Origin of the sequence: Streptomyces sp. NPDC058001 (assembly GCF_042886315.1) — a bacterium.
Lineage (GTDB): Bacteria > Actinomycetota > Actinomycetes > Streptomycetales > Streptomycetaceae > Streptomyces.
In genome coordinates this window covers 310,533-331,696 of the sequence record NZ_JBHVQT010000006.1, presented here as the reverse complement: position 1 = coordinate 331,696, position 21,164 = coordinate 310,533, and the positions used below count along the sequence as shown (strand labels likewise).

18 protein-coding genes are annotated in these 21,164 nt (G+C 70.6%); 10 read left to right on the top strand and 8 right to left on the bottom strand.

The window, feature by feature from the left end; genetic code table 11:
- Positions 1-25: 25 nt before the first annotated feature.
- Complete coding sequence (locus ACFVT5_RS16980) at positions 26-505, top strand: VOC family protein (protein WP_389887490.1); 480 nt, start codon at positions 26-28, stop codon at positions 503-505.
- Between the two features lie 69 nt (positions 506-574).
- On the opposite strand, the gene ACFVT5_RS16975 is transcribed toward ACFVT5_RS16980, so the two are convergent.
- Together ACFVT5_RS16975 and ACFVT5_RS16970 are read right to left on the bottom strand one after the other, a co-directional pair.
- Positions 575-1,669, bottom strand: coding sequence for a chemotaxis protein (locus tag ACFVT5_RS16975; RefSeq protein WP_389887487.1), 1,095 nt, complete (start codon positions 1,667-1,669; stop codon positions 575-577).
- A 210-nt stretch (positions 1,670-1,879) separates the two neighbouring features.
- Entirely contained in the window at positions 1,880-6,169 is a 4,290-nt protein-coding gene (locus tag ACFVT5_RS16970; RefSeq protein WP_389887485.1) for a discoidin domain-containing protein, read from the bottom strand.
- Positions 6,170-6,408: 239 nt separating this feature from the next.
- Between ACFVT5_RS16970 and ACFVT5_RS16965 the strand changes: the two genes are divergently transcribed.
- On the top strand, positions 6,409-7,032 hold the full coding sequence (locus ACFVT5_RS16965) for a hypothetical protein (protein WP_389887482.1): 624 nt from the start codon (positions 6,409-6,411) through the stop codon (positions 7,030-7,032).
- Positions 7,033-7,132: 100 nt separating this feature from the next.
- Positions 7,133-7,801, top strand: coding sequence for a fibronectin type III domain-containing protein (locus ACFVT5_RS16960; protein WP_389887480.1), 669 nt, complete (start codon positions 7,133-7,135; stop codon positions 7,799-7,801).
- 31 nt (positions 7,802-7,832) lie between these two features.
- Here ACFVT5_RS16960 and ACFVT5_RS16955 read toward each other — a convergent pair whose 3' ends face one another.
- On the bottom strand, positions 7,833-8,990 hold the full coding sequence (locus ACFVT5_RS16955) for a S1 family peptidase (RefSeq protein WP_389887477.1): 1,158 nt from the start codon (positions 8,988-8,990) through the stop codon (positions 7,833-7,835).
- A gap of 306 nt (positions 8,991-9,296) precedes the next feature.
- On the opposite strand from ACFVT5_RS16955, the gene ACFVT5_RS16950 reads away from it, so the two are divergent.
- The 4 genes from ACFVT5_RS16950 (at position 9,297) to ACFVT5_RS16935 (ending at position 11,698) form a co-directional block, all read left to right on the top strand.
- Positions 9,297-9,719: a hypothetical protein gene (locus ACFVT5_RS16950; RefSeq protein ID WP_389887474.1), complete on the top strand. Its 423-nt coding sequence runs from the start codon at positions 9,297-9,299 to the stop codon at positions 9,717-9,719.
- A 308-nt stretch (positions 9,720-10,027) separates the two neighbouring features.
- Positions 10,028-10,552 carry a SigE family RNA polymerase sigma factor gene (locus ACFVT5_RS16945; RefSeq protein WP_389887471.1) on the top strand — a complete coding sequence of 175 codons (525 nt, stop codon included), beginning with the start codon at positions 10,028-10,030 and terminating at the stop codon, positions 10,550-10,552.
- Entirely contained in the window at positions 10,542-11,210 is a 669-nt protein-coding gene (locus tag ACFVT5_RS16940; protein ID WP_389887469.1) for a L,D-transpeptidase, read from the top strand. Before ACFVT5_RS16945 ends, ACFVT5_RS16940 begins: the two co-directional genes overlap by 11 nt.
- Positions 11,207-11,698, top strand: coding sequence for a nucleotidyltransferase domain-containing protein (locus ACFVT5_RS16935; protein WP_389887466.1), 492 nt, complete (start codon positions 11,207-11,209; stop codon positions 11,696-11,698). Before ACFVT5_RS16940 ends, ACFVT5_RS16935 begins: the two co-directional genes overlap by 4 nt.
- Positions 11,699-11,764: 66 nt before the next feature.
- Here the strand turns inward: ACFVT5_RS16935 and ACFVT5_RS16930 are convergent, their stop codons facing one another.
- From ACFVT5_RS16930 to ACFVT5_RS16920, 3 genes are all read right to left on the bottom strand, one after another.
- Positions 11,765-12,694: a hypothetical protein gene (locus ACFVT5_RS16930; RefSeq protein ID WP_389887464.1), complete on the bottom strand. Its 930-nt coding sequence runs from the start codon at positions 12,692-12,694 to the stop codon at positions 11,765-11,767.
- Positions 12,691-13,701 carry an SPFH domain-containing protein gene (locus ACFVT5_RS16925; protein ID WP_389887461.1) on the bottom strand — a complete coding sequence of 337 codons (1,011 nt, stop codon included), beginning with the start codon at positions 13,699-13,701 and terminating at the stop codon, positions 12,691-12,693. Before ACFVT5_RS16925 ends, ACFVT5_RS16930 begins: the two co-directional genes overlap by 4 nt.
- Before the next feature lie 254 nt (positions 13,702-13,955).
- Positions 13,956-14,150 (bottom strand): antitoxin, encoded by a 195-nt coding sequence (locus ACFVT5_RS16920; RefSeq protein WP_389887458.1) that lies wholly within the window; start codon positions 14,148-14,150, stop codon positions 13,956-13,958.
- Between the two features lie 102 nt (positions 14,151-14,252).
- Here ACFVT5_RS16920 and ACFVT5_RS16915 point away from each other — a divergent pair, with 102 nt between their 5' ends.
- Positions 14,253-15,050: a helix-turn-helix transcriptional regulator gene (locus tag ACFVT5_RS16915; RefSeq protein WP_389887455.1), complete on the top strand. Its 798-nt coding sequence runs from the start codon at positions 14,253-14,255 to the stop codon at positions 15,048-15,050.
- Positions 15,051-15,086: 36 nt separating this feature from the next.
- On the opposite strand, the gene ACFVT5_RS16910 is transcribed toward ACFVT5_RS16915, so the two are convergent.
- Complete coding sequence (locus ACFVT5_RS16910; RefSeq protein ID WP_389887452.1) at positions 15,087-16,361, bottom strand: alpha-L-fucosidase; 1,275 nt, start codon at positions 16,359-16,361, stop codon at positions 15,087-15,089.
- A 322-nt stretch (positions 16,362-16,683) separates the two neighbouring features.
- On the opposite strand from ACFVT5_RS16910, the gene ACFVT5_RS16905 reads away from it, so the two are divergent.
- Both ACFVT5_RS16905 and ACFVT5_RS16900 read left to right on the top strand, forming a co-directional pair.
- Entirely contained in the window at positions 16,684-17,172 is a 489-nt protein-coding gene (locus ACFVT5_RS16905) for a DUF2165 domain-containing protein (RefSeq protein WP_389888174.1), read from the top strand.
- A gap of 99 nt (positions 17,173-17,271) precedes the next feature.
- Entirely contained in the window at positions 17,272-19,662 is a 2,391-nt protein-coding gene (locus ACFVT5_RS16900) for an FHA domain-containing protein (protein WP_389887450.1), read from the top strand.
- 80 nt (positions 19,663-19,742) lie between these two features.
- Here the strand turns inward: ACFVT5_RS16900 and ACFVT5_RS16895 are convergent, their stop codons facing one another.
- Positions 19,743-21,032: a streptophobe family protein gene (locus tag ACFVT5_RS16895; RefSeq protein WP_389887447.1), complete on the bottom strand. Its 1,290-nt coding sequence runs from the start codon at positions 21,030-21,032 to the stop codon at positions 19,743-19,745.
- Positions 21,033-21,164: the final 132 nt, after the last annotated feature.

Sequence of the window (21,164 nt, the reverse complement as noted above, 5' to 3'; positions counted from 1 at the left end):
TTCGCGCGCGTGCAGGGAGGCACCCATGAGCAGCGAGCCACTCACCACTTGCCTGTGGTTCGACGGTCAGGCCGAGGAGGCGGCGAACCACTACATCTCGATCTTCAAGGACGCCGAACTGGGCTCGATCGGCCGGTACACCGAGGCGGGGCCGGGTCCTGCGGGGTCGGTCATCGCCGTCGAGTTCAAGATCAACGGCCAGAAATTCGTGGGGCTGAACGGCGGACCGCAGTTCACCTTCGACGAGGCGATCTCGTTCCAGATCCACTGCGAGGACCAGGACGAGGTCGACTACTACTGGAACCGGCTCATCGAGGGCGGCAGCCCCAGTCAGTGCGGCTGGCTGAAGGACAAGTTCGGCCTCTCCTGGCAGGTCATCCCCAAGGAGCTGATGTCCATGATCGGCAGCCCCGACCAGGAGAAGGCGGCCCGTGCGACCCGGGCCATGCTCACGATGACCAAACTGGACATCGCACCGCTGCGGAAGGCGTTCGAGGGGGAGTGAGGAACCGGCCCCGCGCACGGGTCGCGGGGCCCTTCCCCAGTACCGATCCACGTACCGCGTCACCGCGGCTCAGTACCGCAGCACCGCGGCGATGTGGTTCTGCTCGGCCAGGGTGCCGTCCGGGACGAAGCGGACCTTCGCGTCGGTGTCCAGGGAGCGTTCCACGATCTCGTCCACCAGGTCCTCGCGGGCGTCCAGATCACCGGACTCGGCGGGGACGAGATGCTCGCCGTCGTCCCGTACCGTCGTGCGGTAGTTCTCCTCGACGGCGAGTGTGCCGACCCGGCCGCCGAGCGCGCTCTGCCACACCTCGTCGACCCCGGCGGCGAAGTCCCGGCGCCCCCTGGCCTTGTCCAACTCCTGGAGCAGGGCGCCGATCTCGGCCTCCTGATGCACGGCGCGGAACGGGCGGACGGCCTGCCACACCACGTCGGCGGGGCCGTCCGCGAGCCCGCCGTGCGGGACCCGCGAGGCGTCCCGGGCGACCGTGCCGGCGTCGTCGAGCAGCGAGAGCGCGGCCGCCTCACCGGCCACGTACAGGGGCCGGGGCGCCGCCGCGAGGACATGGCGCATCGCCTCGTCGGCGCCGCGCAGGAACTGCCGGGTCGCCTCGTCGGTGAAGGTGCTCGGCACATCGCCGATCCGCTCCTCGCGCTCCACGTCCTGCGCCGTCAGGCTGCGCGTCAGCGGGAAGCCGCCCTTGTACACCTCGGTGACCCGCTCCGGGCCGCCGTTCCAGAGCGAGACACGGTTCGCCGAGACCGCCATCACCCAGTAGGGCCGCTCGGCCTCGCGCGCGGCGACGAGATTGCGGGTCAGGAAGGTGTCGGCGAGTACCACACGCTCGGGCGCGGTGCGGCCCAGGTACCACACGTGGTGTTCACCGGGCGCGGCGAAGATCGCGAGTCCGTCCTCGACATGCGCGAGGTCGACCTCGGTGTGCGCGCGGTCGAGCTGCTCCTCGACGTCGGCGCGCCGTTCGCGGGTGACGGCGGGATCGGCCCGCAGCCGCTCCTTCGCCTCGGCCAGCAGATTGCGCAGCCGTACGGGGTCCTGCGCGTTGTCCGGCTCACGGCGATGCGTCGGCATCACCAGGGAGACCGCGGGGTACGGGCGCGGTGCGCGCAGTCGGGCGAGAACGGCGGGGGTGAGTGCAGGGTGCATGGAACCCTTTCCGAGCGGGCGGCTTGCGCCGGTCTGGGCTGGGCGCCGACCCGTTCGTCTTTCCGGTCGGCCCGAAATAAACCCTATATCCGATTCTCGGCTCGGGCATGTGAGCGGTCCCGAACGGCGCAGCGCCGCGGGAAACCAAGGGGACGCCGAGGGGCGGGCGGCGGGAAGTGTCCCCGTCGCCCGCCCCGGTGAGCGGTCGCCTTACGGCAGTTGGTTGATCTTGAACGTGGACGTCGTGTTCTTCACGTCCTGCGCGTTGTCGCTCATCTTCAGGTTGTGGAAGGTGACTTCACCGACCGCGGGACCCTGCCCCGCCTCGGGCATCTCGTTCGCCCAGAGCCCGAAGCCCGACTTCGCGTCGTACGCGTCGCCGCTCTTGTGCGCTCCGGTGATCGTGACGTCCGTGAGGATCGTGTCCTTGATCGGGAACTGTGGCTGTCCTCCCACATAGTTGGTCTGGAACATGATCCCGCTGTACGTCGGATCGACGATGTCGACGTTGTTGACGCGGATGCCCTGGAACACCTTCGACGCGGAGAACATCCAGATACCGGGGAAGGTCTGCCCGCCCCAGAAATGGCCGCCCGCGCGGACGATGGAGATGTTCTCCAGCGTCGTCGGTTCGGTGCCGAAGCCGTTCATCGGATAGCCGAAGTCCAGGGAGCTGACGGTGATTCCGGAGTAGACCAGGGTGTCCGCGATATGGATGTTGCGGAAGGTGTTGTTGTAACCGCCGTAGACGGCGATTCCCGCGGCACGCCAGGTCAGGATCGTGGTCAGGTTCTCGTAGACGTTGTTCTTCTCGTCCGCGCCGCCCGCGTCGATCGCCGAGAACAGCGCGAAGCTGTCGTCGCCGGTCGCCCTGGCCTCGTTGTTGACGACGTGGTTGTCGGTGGAGCCGTTGGTCATGTTGACGCCGTCGGCGAACATGTTGCGGATACGGGAGTTCTTGATGGTGATGTTGTCGGTGTTGGCCCCCCAGTAGAGGCACACCATGTGCTCGTTCCAGATGTTGTCGATGGTGATGTCGGAGACGTTGGAGAAGTCGAACACCTTCCCCGGTCCGTCGATACGGGACGTGTAGTTGCCGAAGTACGCGAAGTTCGAGAACGACGAGCCCTTCGCCGTGTTCTCGGCGCGGAACCCGATGTCCGTGTTGTCCTGCGACGACGGCGCGTGGAACCGGGTGAACCAGGGCCCGGCCCCGACCACCTGGACCGCCTTGCCGTAGACCTGGAACTTGCTGGACGTCTCGTAGTCACCGGCCGGCAGATAGACGCCGACCAGCTTGCCCGTGGTGTCCATACGGACCTTGTCGAGCGCGTTCTGCACGTCCTGGTGCGAGAAACCGGTCGGCACGGTGTACGTCGCCGGGTCCGGGTTCGCGACCGCGGAGACCTGCTCCAGGCTGACGAAGTCGATCGCGTACTTGGAGGTGTTCGCCGCGTCCTTCTGGAGCCGGATCTTGCTGCCCGCCGGGACCGTCCTGCCGAGCATGATGTTCGCCTCGTCATAGATATGACGGGGGTCGCCCGCGCCCGGCGAGTTGCCCGGACCCGCCTCATTGCCGTACAGCCACGCGTACTTGGACGTGAGGTCGATGGCCTTGAGGAAGGTGCCGTCGACATAGACGTTCAGCGTCGCGTTGGTGCCGCCGCCGCCCGCCGAGTCCGGGATGGAGAACCGGGTCACCAGCGTGTTCGTGCTGGCCTTGGCCGTGAACTCCACATAGTTGCCGGTGTTGTCGAGGCTGACCGCCTTACGGCCCGATGCCTCGCCCGCGATGTCACCGATCGTCCGGTTGGGCCCGACGGTCCTGGCGCCACCGCCGACGACACCGTCCTCGGCCTCGTACATGTCGAACGGCATGCTCGCGCCCCGCCCGACGAACAGCGGCTTCGACGCGGTGTTGTTCTCGCGCTTGACCGGGACCTCGTTGGCATCGGCGGCGATCACGGTCTTCACCGTGAACTTGCCGTTCACCGCCGGCCAGGTACCGAGGTTGATCGCGCTCGAACTCGCCCCGGCCGCCAGCGACCCGTCGTACGAGCCGGTGAGGGTGCGGACCGTGGAGCCGTTCGCGTCGAGGACCGTCAGCGTGATGCCGTGACTGCCGCCCGCCGACGCGATGGTGCCCTGGTTCTTCAGGACCACGGAGAACGTGACCGTGTCGCCCCCGGCCGGGGCGCTCGGTGACCAGTTCACCGCCGACGCCACCAGGTCCGAGCTGGACACCGGCTTGACGACCAGCGCCGTCGGGCTGGTGTAGCTGTTGTTGCCGTCGTTCTGCTCGATGACCTTGTTGTCCGGGTCGACCACGGCACCGACCTGGTACGTCCCGGCGTCCTTGGCGCCGATGTCGGCCGTGACGGTCTTGGACTCACCGGCCGCGAGCGCGCCCACGGCAGCGGTGCCGACCTTGGTGCCGCCGAGTTGGAACGCCACATCGGTGGCCTCGGACGCGGCGTTGCCGGAGTTGCGGACCGTCGCGGTGAGGCTGATCGGGTCGGACTCGACCGGGTCCGCGGGCGCGGAGGTGACCGAGGTGACGACCAGATCGGGGTTCGGCGCGGGGGTGCCGAGTACCTGGAACTCCGCGACCTGACCGGCCGGGGCACCGGTGTTGGCGGTGAACTTGAGTTGGACGTCCGCGACCCGGGCGGTCACGGGGATCGACACGGTGTTCCCGCTCGACGGGTTGAACGTGTAGTCCTTGCCCGCCACCAGACTGGTGAAGTCGGTGGCCTTCTGCTCACGGCCGAGCACCTGGAACGTCTGCGTGCGCTGGCTCCACGCGGCGTCCGGGTTCAGCTTGACGACCACGGTGTTGATGTCCGCGTTCGCGCCCAGCTTCACCGTCAGCGTGTTGGGGTAGCTGCCGCCGGCGCCCTCCCAGTAGGTGCTCGTCAGACCGTCGTTGGCGTTCGTGGCGACAAAGGTGAACACCGTCGAGGACGCGCTGATCGCCTTGCCCACGGCGAGGTTGACGTCCTCGCTCGTGGAGCCGTTGCGGGTCACGGTGTTGCTGTTCGCGGACTGGTTGCCCGCCGCGTCCTTGGCCCGCACGTAGTACGTCACCGTGGCCGACGACGGCTGGGGGTCCGTGTACGTGGTGACATCGCCCGCGACACTCTTCAGGAGCGTCCCGTTGGCGTAGATGTCGTAGCCGGTGACCTTCACGTTGTCGGTCGACGCCTGCCAGGTCAGCTTGACCTGACCGGCCACCGCCTCCGTGAAGGCGACGTTGCCCGGCGCGGTCGGCGCCTGCGTGTCGCCCGAATCACCGTTCCTGGTCACGGTGTTGCTGTTCGCGGACTGGTTGCCCGCCGCGTCCTTCGCGCGCACGTAGTACGCCACCGTCTCCGACGCGGGCCGGGTGTCGGTGTAGGTGGTGACGGCGCCGTCGACTGTTGAACGCAGCACCCCGTTCGCGTAGATGTCGTACGCGGTGACCTTCACGTTGTCCGTGGACGCCGTCCAGGTCAGCTTGATCTGGCCCGTCGCGGGTTCCGTGTACGCCAGCGAGCCGGGCGCGGTCGGCGCCTGGGTGTCGCCGGTGGTGGGACCGTAGACCTCCAGCTCGGACAACTGCCCGGCAGGGCGGCCCGTGTTGGCGCTGACCAGGACGCGTACGTACCGCGTGGTGGTGGCGTCGAAGGACACCGTCGCCGACTGGTCGTTCGCCGCGCTGAACTCGTACCCCTTCGAGGCGACGAGGTCGGCGAAGTCCGTCCCGTTGGTGCTGCCCTGGATCTTCAGGGTCTGGGTCCGGGTTTCCCAGCCGGCCGGGAGCCGCAGGACGACCTTGTCCACGCGCAGGGACGCGCCCAGGTCGGACTGGATCCACTGCGGGAGGCTGCCGTTGGCGCTCTCCCAGTAGCTGGAGCTGTTGCCGTCACCGGCGTTGGCCGGGATGTACGTCTGGGTGGAACTGCTCGCCGTGAACGTCTTGCCGCGGGCCAGGTTGCCCGAGGAGTCGCTCGCGCCGTGCACCTCCAACTCCGAGAGCTGGGCGGCTCCCCAGCCGGTGTTGGCCGTGATGTTCACCCGGACGTAGCGCGTCTGCGTCGCCGGGAAGGAGATCGTGACCGTGTTCGCCGACCCCGGGCTGAAGGCGTACGCGGCCGAGGTCTTGATGGTGTCGAATCCGGTGCCGTCGCTGCTGCCCTGTAAGGACAGCGTCTGCGAACGGCTCTCCCAGGAGCCCGGGAGCTTCAGGACGACCTCGTCCACGCGCGTGCTCGCGCCGAGGTCGGCCTGCACCCAATGCGGGAAGTCCGAGCCCGAACTCTCCCAGTACGACGACGCGTTGCCGTCCGTGATGTTCGCCGCGCCGTAGTCGGCCTTCGCGCTGCTCGCCTTGCCCGTCTTGCCGGCGGCGAGGTTCGGACCCCCGGCCGCCGAAGCGGTCAGGGCCGGGAGTCCGATCATCACGAGGGCGGCGGTGAGGAGGGCGGCCAGTGTCCGCCATCGCCGACGATGTCTTCTCATGCTTCCCCTGTCCATGGCTGCTAGATCCGGAGGCTCAGGTTCTTGCGTTCAGTTGTTGGAGAATTGCAGACCGGTGTTTTCGAGTCCACAGTTTCAACAGACCTTCTTGCTGAACCCTGCGCGATCGCCCATGACCCTTGACGTCGGACTGGTCCGGTCCTTTACTGCTCCACGCGCCAGTCGTTCAAATAGCAGTCCATCGTTCAGTCATGTGAACATCAGTGAAGGGAAACAGGATCATGAACAGGACCGTGTCGAAGACGCGACGGACGGCGGCCGGCTTAGCCGCCGCGTGCGGGCTCCTGGCAGTGACCGCACCCCAGGCCCACGCCGAGGTCGAGCCCGGCGGCTGGACATCCGAGTCGCCCTCGTTCAACACCCAGCAGAAGGGCTGTGGCACCGTCAGCGGGCTCACCTTCAAGCTGAGTTGTGGCGACACCAGTGGTGAACAGCGTGCCGAGCGCCGCTACGCCACCTACACCGGAGGCACCCATCAGTTCGAGGGCTCCTTCCGGATCTCCGGCATGGGCGGCAGCCGGATCAGCCTGAAGCAGACGTTCCGCGACACCAGTGGCTCCCAGGGCCCGTTCTTCATGCTGGCCGTCGAACGCGGTGGACGGCTCTACAGCGTGGAGGGCGGCGCCACCCTGTCGCCGAACGCGGGCACCGTCGGTGCCACCGTCCGGGTCAACACCGTGAACCAGGTCGGCAAGACCCATCGCACGTACATCAACGGCTCGTTGGTGAACACGGTGTCGAGCGCGTCCGGCAGCTACTACGACAAGTTCGGCGCCTACCGCACCAACAGCGGCAACGGACCGGTCACCGTCACCTGGAGCGCCGTCAAGTTCTGGCGGAAGTGATCCGATGACGTCCCGGAATCGTGTACGTGTCCTTCGAAGGGTTCCACCACGGGTCCTTCGACGCGCCCTGATCGCGGCCCTGTTGCTCGCCGCAGGACCGGTGAGCTGCACGACACCTTCCCCCGCACGGGGACCCGCCCTGCACGCGACGCGCCTCACGCCCGTCGACATCCGGCTGACCTGGAGTGCGGCGCCGGCCACCGTGTCGGGCCAGGCGCTGGAGTACGCGACGGACCCCCAGGGCCCGTACACGGTTCTCGGGTATCTGCCGGCCGGGGTGACGTCCTATCAGCACCCCCGGCTCATGCCGGAGACCACCTTCTCCTACCGCCTGCGCGCCTACACCGGCCGGGCGTCACGACCCGTGACGGTCGACCTGCCGCCCGGTGAGCCGGGCGCCGACGATCAGAACGACGACGCCGTGTGGGCCCGCCCCAGGACGGTCCGTACCCAAGGCGTCGCCGCGCACCCGCTGCGCACCGCCGGTTCCGCCCCGACCGCCCTCAAGGTGAAGGTCGAGCAGGCCAACGGGATTTCCTTCACCTGGACCGACCACGCGTCCGACGAGGACGGCTATCTGCTGGAGAACAGGCCCGAGGGCAGCGCCGCGTACCGCGTGGTGGCGGTCCTCGACCCCGACATCAACGCCTTCGGCCTCAGCACCCTCGCCGACGAGAAGCACGCCACGTACCGGGTCCGCGCCTTCCGGTACGGGGTGCGGTCGGACGTCGTGCGGGTGACCACCGGCAAGGACCCCGGGAACGGCTGACCGTCCCCGGGGCCTCATCGCCCGGTGTGTGTCACGCGGTGTGCAGGGTCAGTCCGTAGCGGTTCAGGATCGGGTTGACCGGCTGGAACCAGGTCTCGCCGCCCGAACTGCAGTTGCCCCAGCCGCCCGACGTGACACCCTGTGCCTGGTCGCCGCTGATGAAGGAGCCGCCCGAGTCGCCGCCCTCGGCGCACGCGTTGGTCTTCGTCATTCCGTAGACCGCGCCCTGGCTGTAGTTGACCGTCTCGTTCTTGGCCAGCAGATTGCCGCAGCGCCAGTGCGTGGTGGAACCCGACCGGCAGATCGAGGCACCGATGGGAGCCTCAGCCGATCCGCGCACCAACTGGTCGGAGACCTGACCCCAGCCGAGAACGACCGGGACGGTCCACCAGCCACTGCCGACGTTCACCCAGGCGTAGTCGTTGCCCGGGAACGTCGAGCCCTGGAAGTTGCCTATGTACGAGCGGTCCCAGCCGTACACCGCGGGCCCGGCGCCCGAACAGTGACCGGCCGTCACGAAGCCGCCGTACACCGAGAAGCCGATCGAACAGCGGACGTTGCCCGTGTAGTACGGGTCGCCGCCGACCGTGCCGGCCGCGAAGGTGGTCGGCGCCTGCGCGCTCTGGCCGACGGTGACGGGACCCGCCTTGCGGGCCTTGGCGAGGAAGGACCGGACATCGTTGTCAGACTTCTTGGCCGAGACCACGTCGACCACGACCCGGTTCGTCTTCGGGTCGACACGCCAACTGGCCACGCCCTGCGGCGCCTTGAGCTTGTCGATACGAGCCTTGGTCGCGTCGAGCTGCGCCGCCGTGTGCTCGACGAGCCGCACGCTCGCCCCGGTCGCCCGCACCGCGGACGCCTTGCTCGTGTCGGCCAGCGCGACGGTCAGCCGGGAGGTCTCGGAGTCGATCCAGGAACCGCCGTACGACGAACCGGCGGCCTTGCGCGCCTTGCCCTCGACCGCGGTGGCCGTTTTCTCCGCCGCGATACGCGCCTCGGCCTGACTTCTGGTCAGCCCGAAATCGCGCTGCATGGCGGAGATCAGCGCCCCCGAAGCGGGGGCTTCGGCCGAGCCGGCGGAGGAGGAGTTGTCCGCGGCTGCAGCCGGGACGAGTCCCGCCGCGGCCCAGGCGCCGGCGACCAGGAGTGCGGACAGGGCGGTACGCAGGGTTTTCGTGCGTCTCATGGGGTGTGGCCCTTCGTTGTTCCAGCATGTGGGGGAGGAACAGCAAAGCCCTGAGAGAGCGCTCTCAGGGACTGCCGCTGGGGAGCCTAACCGAGGATCATGGGCAGGTCCATGCCAATGCAGGCCCTCGTATTCCGTGTCCAGGCGGCGCACCGAGCGTTTTTGGACACGTGCTGTCGCGAAGGTGTCCGGAGACTGGCTGGAATCGCATGGTGACAGCGAGTCAGGAGGGGCAATAGAGAGGGGGAGGAGCCAAGGGCCCTTGAGGAGCCCCGCGCTCGGCACGCTGATGTCACGGAGGTGGCCGTGCACGACGAATTCCTGTGCCAGCTCACCGCGTACGGAGTGTGCGGCGGCCAGTGGGTCGGCGTACCGCTCGGCACGTATCGCGCTCCCACGCTGCCGCTCGCCCTGTGGTGGCTGCGGGACCGGGCGCTGTGGATCGCCGAACGGCTCGATCCCGACCCCGAAGGGGCGCCCTTCCCGGCGGGCGCGCTGGCACCCGTGGCGGCCGACACGCCCGACGTGCCCACCGCACTGCGTGCGTGGTGCGGCGATCCGGCCCAACAGGACGCCGTGGCGGTGGAGTTGACGGGCGGTCGGCTGATGCGGTTCGCGGCCCAGGACGACACCACGGAGTACGAACTGATGGCGGAGTCCGTGGACGCCCTGCGGATGCAGCGCATGGCGTCCCGGTTCGGGGTGCCCGCGGGCGCGGGCCTGTGGTGACCGTGTCCCGCCGCCCGGGACACCACGACCACGGTTGGGCGCTCAACTCGCCCGGGTAGTCACACGCGTCCGCGTCCCACCCGGGCAACCTCCGCCCGGCATCCTTCACCCGGGCGTTCTCCACCCCGCGTTCTCCGCCCCGTGTTCTCTGTCCGGCTGACGACCGCGCCGCACCCCTCCCAGACTGGCGCGCCCCGGCCCGCGCACTGCTCAAGTCCCGCCCTGTGCTTCGATGTACGCGACAAGGACGCGGGACGGGGGCGGGCGGGTCCTACGGCACACCGGGAAGTCTGTGAGGCGGGCGGGGCATGACCGAGGAGGAGTTCGACGTGTTCTACGCCGCCGCGTTCCCCCGCCTCGTGGGCCAGATGTTCGCCCTCACCGGCGACCGCAACGAGGCCCAGGACGTCGCCCAGGAAGCCTTCGTACGGGCCTGGGACAAGCGGCAGCACCTGCTCGCCGACGCGGCGCCCGAGGCATGGGTGCGCACCGTCGCGATGCGGCTCGCCGTGAGCCGCTGGCGCCGGGCCCTCCGCTGGGCCGACATCGTGCGCCGCACCCCGCCCCCCGAACCCACACCGGGCCCGGGGCCGGAACGCACCGCGCTCGTCCAGGCGTTGCGCAAGCTCCCGGAACCACAGCGCCTGGCCGTGGTCCTGCACCATCTGTGCGACATGAGCCTGGAACAGGTAGCCTCCGAAACCGGCGCGCCGATCGGCACCGTCAAGGCCCGGCTGTCGCGGGGACGCGCCGCGCTGGCCCGGCAGTTGTCCCTGGCGGACGCGGAGGCCCTCGGTGGGAAGGGTGAGAAGGAGGACGACCGTGTCCGATGATCGCCTCACTCTCGCGCTGCGCGATCTGGCCGAGCGCCACCGCACGGCACCGGTCGTGCCCGGCGCCGAGATCCGCCGCCGCGCCGTACGCCGCGGGCGACTGCGCAGGACGAGCCTTGCCGGGGGCGCCGTCGCCGGCCTCGCCGCCCTCACCCTCGCGCTCACCGCAGACTTCGGTGCCGAGGAGCCCACGTCGCGCCCGGTCCAGGCCGCCGCGCCCAGCGACTCCGAGGAGCCGTTCGCCACGGTCGACCTGGAGCGCCGGGCGATGACCGTCGACGGCCGTGACCTCCCGGTCTCCACCGGAGTCGCCAAGACCCCGACACCCACAGGCCGGATGACCGTCGTCGCCAAATTCGCCACGCAGCGCCTCTCCGCCGCGTCGTCGGGCTTCGCCGTGTACGACCTGAAGCTGCCCTGGGTGGTGCAGTTGCGCACCCCCGCCGGCGGCACGAACTACATCGTCGCGCTGACGTTCAACGAGAAGGCGCCCGGCCAGTACGACGCCACGGGCGGCTGGATCGGACTGCGTACGCGCGACGCCAAGTGGCTCTACACACAGGTCAGTCCCGGCGACGAGGTGACCGTGGAGGGCCCGGCACCCGCCTCCCCCGTCGTACCGCGCGGCAAGGTCACGACGCAGCCGGGACCGCGATGACGGGCGACGACGTCCTCGCCGTACTGGCCCTGCTGCGGAACGCCGGGGCCGAGGTCTGGATCGGCGGCGGCTGGGGCATCGACGCGCTCGTGGGACGGGAGACCCGCCCGCACCGGGACCTGGATCTCGTCCACCGTGCCGAGCAGGAACCGGCCGTCCTCGCCGCCCTCGGCACGGTCGGGTTCACCGAGACGGTCGACCAGCGGCCCGTCCGCTTCGTCCTCGCGGACGGCCGGGGCCGCGAACTCGATCTGCATCCCCTGGAGTTCGGGCCCGACGGCTCCGCGGTCCAGGCGTCCTTCGAGCCGGACCACCCCTTCGCCTACCCCGCGTCCTGCTTCGTCACCGGCACCGTCCAGGGCGTCACGGTCCCCTGCCTCTCCGCCGAGCAGCAGGTCTGCTTCCACCAGGGGTACGAGCCTGCGGAGCGGGACCGGCACGACATGGCGCTGCTGCGCGACGCCTACGGGATCGCCACCCACTTCTGACGGCGGACGGCACCGAACGCTCGGCGCGCGGCCCATCAGGACGTGCCGGTCGAGGAGTTGGACGCATCAGACGAGCAGCCGCAGCCGGGTGTCCGCCACGCCGAGCCGTACCGTCTGCCCCCAGGTGAACTCCAGCGCGTCCGTCTCCATGCCGTCCCCGAAGGCGACAAGGCGCTCCGACTCGACCGTCAGGCGCAGCCGCCCGGCACGGGTGAGCGTGCCCTGCACCCGGGACGTTCCGGTGGCGGGCGAGGGCCACGCCTCGCGGACGAACCAGGCGAGCGCCGGATCGGTCGGTCCTGGCAGGTCGAGCGCGCTGCCGCGCTCCAGCCACAGCGACCGCAGCCAGCCCGTCGCACCCGTGCCGGTACCGACGACCAGACCCGACGACGCCTGCGCCTCGTCCGCGTCGAGGTCCTTCTTGGCTTTGAGGTCGGCGCCGGTACGCGGGTCCGTGCCCAAGCGGTAGCGGGACGTCTGGTGGTCGGGTCTGCCGAGATAGATCTCGTTGAGCGCGAGCAGCCGCTGGGTGTCGTCGGCGACGGCCTCCACCATCGTGAGGTCGTCGAAGGCACCCGTACCGGAGACCGCGGCGCGCAGCAGCGCCGCCGTGTCCCGCGCCCGGTGCCGCACGAGGACCCCGGGGTTGCGTCCCGGGTCCGTGTCGACGCCGATCACCGGCTGCCCGGCGAGGTACTTGGCGGTGTTCGCGACCAGACCGTCCTGCCCCACGACGACGACCACGTCCTGCGGCGCGAACAGGAACCGGTCCAGATCGGCACGCTCCACGCGTACCTGACGCCAGGTCAGCGGTACGGCCGCCGTCACATCGGCGAGCGCGCGGTGCGTACGGGCGTGCCGGTCGACCGCGTCCGTCAGGCTCCGGCCGCGTGACGCGAGGAAGAACTCGGCCTGACCGTGGGTGCCGTGGTGGGCCAGCAGTTCCTGGTACTCGGTGACCCGGTGCACCAGGACCACGCGCGGCGCGAGACTCACGGCTGCCCGCCTCCCGCGCCGCCGAGCTTCGCGAGGAGCCCGGTGAGCACATCGGGCGAGAGCGTCAGGCTGTCGATGCGCGGCAGGTTCTCGGCGAGCCGTGTCAGGCCCAGGGCGTGCAGTGTCGCCGGATCCACCTCGGCGTGCACCCGCAGCCAGGCCGCCTGCGCGTCCGCTCGGGCCCCGCCGACCTGGCGCGCCGCCTCGGCCTCCGCGCGGGCGAGCCGCACCGTGCGGGCCGCCTCGGCCTCGGCGTGTACCGCGTCGGCCGCCGCGCTCTCCTCCGCCTCGCGCCGGGTGTTGGTACCGCGCTGCTCGACCAACTCCTCCTCACGGCGGGCGAGTTCGATTTTGCTGGCGAGTTCGTTCTCGGCGATGGCGCGCTCCCGCTCCACCGCGACGGCCCGCCGCTCGTACGTCGCCCGGTCCGCCTCCTGCTGGATCTGTTCCCGGGCCGGGGTCCGCAGGGCGCGTTCGACGTCGGGTTCGGGACGGATCGCGACGACCCGGACCGCCACGACTTCGAGCCCCGTCGCGGGCAGGCGCGGTTCGGTGGCGAGACCTTCCTCGATCCGTTCCCGTACGGAGGCGACACCGGTGAGCAGCACATCGGCGAGCGGGCTGCGGGCGAGCGTGTCCAGCGCGTGCTGCTGCGCGGCCTCGGTGAGCAGGGTGGAGATCTGGTCCAGCGGCGTACCGCGCCAGATCCCGGTGTCCGGGTCGACGGAGAAGTCGAGCCGGGCGGCGGCCACGGCCGGGTCACCGACGCGGTAGGTCACGGTGGCCTGCACCGTGACGTCCTGGAAGTCGGCGGTCCTGGCGTGGAAGGCCATCGTCAACTCACGGTCGTCCACGGGCACTTCGGAGAGCGCGGCGGTCAGCGACCGGTACCAGAAGCTGAGGCCCGGTCCGTCGTGGACGAGCTTGCCGCCCCTGTGGTGCCGTACGTGCGCGGTGGGTGCGGAACGCAGGTGCCGCCAGCCGAGGCGCCTGCTGATGTCGGCCATGGGAATCCCCCTTTTCGTCATGGCGACGATATCGGCCGTGACCGATTATCGTCAAGACGACGAAAGGGGTGGGCGGGGAATGGGTGCGGCGGCCGGGGCGCGGTAGGTGCGCGCGGCTCGGTAGGCGCGGCTCGGCCCCGGATCCCCGCCGAACACGTCGGCGGCGGTCCGGGGCCGTGACCTCGCGAGGTCCCGCTCGGATGGGCCGTTGTTCCCGGTCAGGCTCCCGGTAAGGCTCCCGGTAAGGCTCCCGGTCAGGGCTGGGGCGGCTGCTGCAGGTCCCCGCCACCGCCGAACTGGTCCTTGAGCTTGTCCTGCGCGGTGTCGACCTGGCCGCTGTGCTTGCCCTGGGTCCTGTCGTCTACGGCGTCGCCCGCCTTGTCGACGCCCTTCGATGCCTGGTCTTCATGCCCCTTGAGCAGACCTTTGAGCTTGTCCAACATGGACATGAGCCCACCTCCTAGCAGGTTGTCTCCGTCCCAGCTTCACCCGACCGGGCCCCGCCCGCATCCGCGCGCCGCCACGCACAGAACCGCTGGTAGCTTTTCACCGTGATTCCTGGGGGGAGCGGGCCCCGAGCCGCCCTGTGTCTGGACGCGCCACCGCGCCTGGCGAGCCTCGGCGTGGGCGTCCACGGCACCACCGGGCCCACGGACACCTTCCGCCTCCCGGACCTGTGGCAGTTCCATCTGTACGGGTACACGGCCGACCTCACCGTGGACGGCACCCCGTACCCGATCCGGCCGGGGAGCGTGAGTCTGGTGCCGCCCGGGGCCGAGGTCCACTTCCGCTACCGGGGCCGGTCCGAGCATCTGTACGCGCACTTCGAGCCGGCCGCGCCGACCGCGACCGGTACGGCCCTGACCGTGCCGGTGATGCAGGACGCGGGCGCCGAGACACCGATGCTCGCGGAGTTGCTCCGCCGGGCCGTCGCGGCGGCGCCCCGCAACCCGGCACGCGCCGCCGCCGAGGTGTGGACGGCGCTGTGGCGGGTCGCCGAACTGGCGGCGCCGTACGGGGAATCCCCCAGCGCGCCCGCCCCTGTCGCGGTGGCCATGGCGCACATCGAGACGCATCTGGCGGGACCGCTGAGCGTGCCCGACCTGGCGCGGGTGGCGGGTGTCTCGCACAACCATCTGACCCGGCTGTTCCGGGCGCGTACCGGCGGCACCGTCGTCGCCTACATCCGCGCCCGCCGGATGGAGCGGGCCCGGCATCTGCTGCGCGAGTCGACCCTGTCGATTTCGGCCGTGGCCGCCTCGGTCGGCATCGCCGATCTCCAGGCGTTCAACAAGGCGTGCCGCCGCGAACTCGGCGCGTCCCCACGCGCCCTGCGCGGCGGCACCTGATCCCCGAGCCGCCACCCGGCCCGGTGCGGGTTCCGGTCAGGTCCGCCCGACACCCCGGTACAGGTCCAGCTCGCCGTCGAGTTCGAGGGCGAGGACCGTCGCGTACGGGTCGATGTCGCCGGGCCCCGGTGCGTCGATCCAGGTCATGCCAGGCACCTCGTGCAGACCGCCGACGACGACATGACCGAGTTCCGCGCCCGTCCCGAGCACGCTGACCCGCTTCACGGGCGTACGCAGCCCCCGTACCGCGACGTGCTCGCGCGGCACGTCGAAGCAGACCAGGAACAGGGTGCGGCCGTCGGCGGACAGCGTGCTCGGGCCGTAGTGATGGCCCGGGGGCAGCCCGGCGGCCGTGCCGTACACCGCGTCGGCGTGCCGGGCGATCCAGTCGCCGAGGCCCGTCAGCCGTTCGGCCTGCGCCTCCGGCACTGTGCCGTCCTCGCGCGGGCCGACGTCGAGGAGGAGATTGCCGCCCATGCCGATCGTCTCGGCGAAGTAACGCACCAGCATGCCCACCGACTTGTGGTGGTCGTCGGCGGGCTGATAGCCCCAGGAGTCGTTGATCGTCAGGCACAGCTCCCAGGGCCCGTCCGGAGTCCGCACCGGCAGGCCCTGCTCCGGGGTCGCGTAGTCGCCGTGGCTGAGCATGCGCGCGTTGAGGACGGTCTCCGGGTTGCCCGCCAGGATCCGCCGCGCCAACTCCCGCATCCGCCACTGCTCCTCGTCGCGCTCCCACTCGCCGTCGAACCAGAGCAGGTCCGGCCGGAAGCGCTCCACGAGTTCGCCGACCTGGCCGTCGCGGTAGGCGAGATACCGCGCCCACGCCACCGGATCCTCGACCCCGTCCTGCGGGGCGACGAGCGGGTTGCCGTTCACGTCGTTGTGGGGCGGCGGGTCGGGGTGCAACACGCTCGCGTAGTCCGGGTGGTTCCAGTCCGAGTGCGAGTAGTAGAGGCCCACCTTGAGGCCCCGTTCGCGCAGCGCGTCGACATAGGGGGCGACCAGGTCGCGGCCGGCCGGGGTGCGGTGGGCCACGTTCAGGTCGCCGTGGGCGGTGTCCCACAGGGCCACGCCGTCGTGGTGCCGGGCGGTGAGGACCGCGTACCGGGCGCCCGCCCGCGCGAACAGATCGGCCCACGCGCGCGGGTCGTAACGGGACGCGGTGAACCCGTCGAGCTGCCGCATGTACCGGTCGTGGGGGACCTCGCCCGTGTAGAACGCCCAGGACTCGGGGACACCGTCGACCGCGTAGATACCGTAATGGATGAAAATGCCCAACTTCGCGTCGGGGAACCAGGGTTGCATCGGCATGCCGTCACGCTAGGCGGGAGCGGTCCGGCGGCGCGTGGGCCGGGGTCACCACTGGTGGTCGGTTTTCACCCTCGGTGCCCGAGCCGCACCGGCGCCGCGCACGGCCGGAAACGATCGACGGGGGTGGCGTCCGAAGTGCCGTGCGGCGCATGCTCGTTGACCGATCGGAGCGGGCCCGCCCGGTGCGGGGGAGCGAGGAGGGCGCGTGGGGGAGCGAGTGGGACATGCGGGGGAGCAAGGGGGACGCGCGGGCGACACAGAGGGGCACGCCGGGGAGCGAGAGCACCGAGCCGGGGCGGCGGGCGGCCCGCTCGACCGGGTCCTGTCGTGGGGCACGCTGCCGCTCGCGGCGACCGCGCTGACCGTGACCGTCGCCGTCTACGCCGCGCTCGTCGTCCTCGGCAACATCACGGACTTCGGGACCAATCAGCAGTTCGTACGGCACGTCCTCGCGATGGACACCACGTTCAAGGACCCCGACCTGATGTGGCGCGCGATCGAGTCACCCACTCTCGCCGACATCGCGTACGTCGCCGTCATCGTCTGGGAGGCCGTCGCGGCGGCCCTGTTGCTGACGTCGGGTTGGCTGTGGTGCCGCGCCCTGCGGCGGGGCGGGGTCGACCGCGCGCGCCGGGCGGGCACCCTGGGCCTGGTCATGCTGCTCCTGCTGTTCGGCCTCGGCTTCATCGGGATCGGCGGCGAGTGGTTCGCGATGTGGCAGTCCGAGAACTGGAACGGCCTGGACGCGGCGATTCGCGTGGTGACTCTGGCCGGCATCACGCTGATCGTGACGCATCTGGCCAAGGACTGAGCACCAGGCCCAAGGGCCGGGCACCGAGCTGATCCGCAGAGCTGAGAGGCGAGATCCCTCGATCGGCACAGAAGCCTACTAATAGGTAGAATTCCGGGCATGGCAGAGCGGCCCGTCGTGCCGACCGCACCCGACCTCGTGCTGGAGACCGACACCGGCTCCACGGTGCTGAGTCCGGGCCGGGACTATCACGTCGGGCGCGACCCGCTCAGCGACATCGTCATCGACGACGCCCGGGTCTCCTGGCACCACGCGGTGCTCCGCGTCGAGGCCGACCACTGGACCCTGGAGGACGAGGGCAGCACCAACGGCACCTACGAGGAGGGCCTGCGCATCTTCGCGCACGGCGTGGGACCGGGCACCCTGATCCGCTTCGGCAACCCGGACGACGGCCCCCGCGCCCTCCTCACCGACCGTGACCTGCCGCCACCGCCCGCGCCCGTCCCGCTCTCGCAGGCCCATCCGCTCACCGTCCTCCCCGCCGTCGTCGTCGCCCCCGCCGCCAGCGGCACCTTCCGGCATCCGACGTCCGTCCGCCCGCTGCCCACCCGCACCGTCCGGATCGGACGCGCCGCCGACAACGACCTCGTCATCGACGACCTCGTCGTCTCCCGCCGGCACGCCGAACTCCGCACCCACGCCGACGGCACCTACGAGATCGTCGACCTCGGCAGCCGCTACGGCACGTACCTCAACGGCCAGCCGGTCCGGCGGGCCCCGCTCTCCGACGGCGACATCATCGGCATCGGCCATTCGACGTTCTGCCTCGTCGGCGACCAGTTGCAGGAGTACGTCGACACGGGCGAGGTCTCCCTCGACGTACAGGACCTGACCGTCGAGGTGGACCGGGGCCGCAAGACCCTGCTCGACGCGGTGTCGTTCCCGGTCGGCGAGCGGTGCCTGCTCGCCGTGGTGGGCCCCAGCGGCGCCGGCAAGTCGACGCTGCTGAACGCCCTCACCGGACTGCGCCCCGCCGACCACGGCACCGTCCTCTACGACGGCCGCGACCTCTACCACGACTACGCGGAACTGCGCCGCCGCATCGGACTCGTACCGCAGGACGACATCCTGCACGTGCAGCTCACCGTGCGCCGTGCCCTCGGCTACGCGGCCCGGCTGCGCTTCCCGCAGGACACCGCCGAGGCCGAACGCCGGGCCAGGGTCGAGGAGGTCATCCGCGAACTCGGTCTGGAGCAGCGCGCCGACCAGCCCATTCACAGCCTCTCCGGCGGCCAGCGCAAACGCGTCAGCGTCGCCCTGGAACTCCTGACCAAACCCTCGCTGCTCTTCCTGGACGAGCCCACGTCCGGACTCGACCCCGGCATGGACCGCTCCGTGATGCATATGCTGCGCGACCTCGCCGACGACGGCCGCACGGTCGTCGTGGTCACCCACAGTGTGCTCAGCCTCGACGTGTGCGACCGGCTGCTCGTCCTCGCGCCCGGCGGCAGGATCGCCTACTACGGCCCACCGCGCGACGCCCTCGCGTTCTTCGGGTTCAGCGAGTGGCCCGAGGCGTTCGAGGCGTTCGAGCAGGACCGCGCACGGGACTGGGCGGGCGAGTACCGGGCCTCGCCGCTCCACGAGCGGTACATCGTCGCCCCCGCGGTCTCCACCGCGCCGCCGGATCTCCCGCACGACGAGCCGATCACCGTCCCCCCGCCGCCGCCGAAGGCCCAGAGCTGGGGCGCCCAACTGCGGACCCTGGTACGGCGGTATGCCGCGGCGCTCGGCGCCGACCGGACCTTCCTCGTCATCATGGTCGCGCTGCCGTTCGTGATGGGCGCCATGGCCCGCGCCCTCGCCGGCACCGGGCTGACCCACCAGACGGCGCTGAACACGCTACTCATCCTGTGCGTCGGCGGCGTCCTCACCGGCGCGGCCAACGCCGTACGGGAACTGGTGAAGGAACGCGTGATCTACCGGCGCGAACGCGCCGTCGGGCTCTCCAGATCCGCGTACCTGATGTCGAAGGTCATCGTGCTGGGGACGATCACGGTGCTCCAGGCCGTCGTCCTCACCCTGGTCGCGCTCCTCGGCGTCGACCTCAACGCACCTGGCGGAAAAGGGGTGTTCCTGCCCCCACTCGTGGAGATCGCCCTCGTGGTCGCCCTGTTGGCGTTCAGCGCGATGATGCTCGGCCTCCTCGTCTCCGCGCTGGTGCGCAAGGAGGAGGTCACCATGCCCCTCCTGGTGCTCATCGCGATCGTCCAGGTGGTGTTCTGCGGCGCCCTGTTGAAGCTGCACGGAGTGCCGGGGCTTGAGCAGGTGGCGTGGCTGGTGCCCGCACGCTGGGCGTTCGGCGCGATGGGCGGCACCGTCGATCTCGCGAGGTTCGTCCCCGGCGACCTGACCGCCGATCCGCTGCTGCGGCACTCGGCGGGCGTCTGGCTGCTCGATGTGGGCATGCTCGTCGTCCTGTCGGCCGTCTACGGCTACGCGGTCGCCCGACTGCTGCGGCGGCAGGAGCCCGCGGTCATGCGGAAGTGACTTTCGTACGGGGCTTGATTACGCGGCTTGATCACGGGGTTTGATTACGGGACCTTGATCACGGGGTCTGATTACGGGGCTTACGTACGCGTGACCTCGCCGTGCCGACGCACCCGCCGGGCCGACAGCGCGCCGAGGAAACCGGCGACCAGGCCCCACAGCGCGGCGAACCCCAGCGCCGTCCACCACCGGGGCCACAGGACGACCTGCGCGGACAGAGGGCCGCCGACCTCGCCGATGCCGAGCAGCGAGAGCCCGTAATGCGCGGAGACCCGGGCGAGGAGGCAGACCGCGAGCACGGTCACGACCAGCGCGACCGCGAGCCGTACGGCGTGCCGCCAGGCGGGTACCCGGGCGGGTGAACGGACCGCCGACAGGAACGCGGCGGCCAGCAGCGCGACCGCCGCGACGACGATCAGCCACCACGCCCGGCCGTCGACGTCGGCGAGCGTGCGGACGTTGACGGTGGAGTTCGTGGGGGTGCGCAGCACGGTGTCCAGGGCGTGTGGCATCGGCAGCCCGAACGGCCCCTCGACCCGGCCCTTCCATGAGACACCGAGGCCGAGGGTGAACCCGAGCCACGCAAGGTTCGGCAGCCCGAGCAGCAGAACGGCGAACGTCTCCGCCGGGTGCCTCCCGCTCGCCGCCTCGATCAGGCCGACGACGAGCGCTACGGCGACGTAGGTGAGCAGCAGGACGACCATGGCGTGCGCGGCCGGCCGTACCGACTCCTGGAAGCGGACCAGCCGGGCCGGGAGCGGCGCGCTGCGCGACACCAGCAGCACCAGCGCGAACAGACCGAGCAGCCAGACCGAACCGATCACGACGGTGAGTGGCACATCGGCCCGGAAGGCGACCCGGGGCGAGGTGCCCAGCAGATGACCGATGGCGTTGAGCGTGCCGTTCCCGGTCGACACCGCGAACTCCTGCCGGGCCGCCAGGGACAGCCCGATGAGGGCCAGTGCCCACAGGACGGCGACCCGTGCGGCCCAGCCGGCGAGTTCCCGTGTCTTCGCGACCGCGCGATGGCGCAGCGGACGCAGGAAGGCGGCGCCCATCACCAGGGCGCCGGCCAGCGTCACCGACAGGGGCAGCACCGTCAGATCGCCCTGTGTCGTGGCCAGGGCGCCCGCGCCGCCGGAGATGTCCACGGACCCGCCGACGGCGATCAGGACGACCGCGACGACGACCCTGGGGAACGCGTTGTCGGGCAGCCCGCTCGCGCCCGCGGCCCACAGTCCGAGCGCGGCCAGGACGGCCATCGTGACGAGCGTGGCGAGCACCGCGACGAGCGCCTGGAACCAGCCGTGCGGAGCGCGTCGCACGGCACCCGGTACATCCGTACGCTGCGGCGATCTCTGCTGGCTCACGCAGTCACGCTAAGCAGCGGGCCCCCGCGGCGCCCCTCGGGAGGGCCGACCGCGTCAGCTCGCGGGGCGTCAGGAACCGGGACACACAAGGGGCGGGGTCGGGGCGGGCTCAGAGCGGGCTCAGCGACAGAG

Bases quoted from the DNA above. Each gene is read 5' to 3' on its own strand.
- ACFVT5_RS16980 (WP_389887490.1), top strand. From the start codon at position 26: ATGAGCAGCGAGCCACTCACCACTTGCCTGTGGTTCGACGGTCAGGCC.
- ACFVT5_RS16975 (WP_389887487.1), bottom strand. From the start codon at position 1,669: ATGCACCCTGCACTCACCCCCGCCGTTCTCGCCCGACTGCGCGCACCG.
- ACFVT5_RS16970 (WP_389887485.1), bottom strand. From the start codon at position 6,169: ATGAGAAGACATCGTCGGCGATGGCGGACACTGGCCGCCCTCCTCACC.
- ACFVT5_RS16965 (WP_389887482.1), top strand. From the start codon at position 6,409: ATGAACAGGACCGTGTCGAAGACGCGACGGACGGCGGCCGGCTTAGCC.
- ACFVT5_RS16955 (WP_389887477.1), bottom strand. From the start codon at position 8,990: ATGAGACGCACGAAAACCCTGCGTACCGCCCTGTCCGCACTCCTGGTC.
- ACFVT5_RS16945 (WP_389887471.1), top strand. From the start codon at position 10,028: ATGACCGAGGAGGAGTTCGACGTGTTCTACGCCGCCGCGTTCCCCCGC.
- ACFVT5_RS16935 (WP_389887466.1), top strand. From the start codon at position 11,207: ATGACGGGCGACGACGTCCTCGCCGTACTGGCCCTGCTGCGGAACGCC.
- ACFVT5_RS16925 (WP_389887461.1), bottom strand. From the start codon at position 13,701: ATGGCCGACATCAGCAGGCGCCTCGGCTGGCGGCACCTGCGTTCCGCA.
- ACFVT5_RS16920 (WP_389887458.1), bottom strand. From the start codon at position 14,150: ATGTCCATGTTGGACAAGCTCAAAGGTCTGCTCAAGGGGCATGAAGAC.
- ACFVT5_RS16910 (WP_389887452.1), bottom strand. From the start codon at position 16,361: ATGCCGATGCAACCCTGGTTCCCCGACGCGAAGTTGGGCATTTTCATC.
- ACFVT5_RS16900 (WP_389887450.1), top strand. From the start codon at position 17,272: ATGGCAGAGCGGCCCGTCGTGCCGACCGCACCCGACCTCGTGCTGGAG.